1 protein-coding gene is annotated in these 266 nt (G+C 60.2%); it reads right to left on the bottom strand.

The window, feature by feature from the left end; genetic code table 11:
- The coding region (locus ACUYLD_RS25700) for a hypothetical protein (RefSeq protein ID WP_446676243.1) at positions 1-266 on the bottom strand (266 nt) is incomplete at both ends.

Genomic DNA, 266 nt, shown 5'->3' on the forward strand with positions numbered 1-266 from the left:
CCCGTGATGTATCCGCACAAGTACTTGTGCCCACGCTCATCCGTCCGGTCGATGACTACCGCTTGACGCACACCCGGCACCCGCTGGATCGCCGTTTCAATCTCGCCTAGCTCGATCCGGTAGCCCCGGATTTTCACTTGATAGTCCATCCGCCCGATAAAGTCCACATTGCCGTCCGGCATCCACCGCGCCAAGTCACCTGTGCGGTACAATCGTTCACCCGGTACGTACGGGTTTGCCACGAACTTCTCGGCCGTCAGGTCCGC

The organism is Paenibacillus sp. SER-28, from assembly GCF_052906305.1.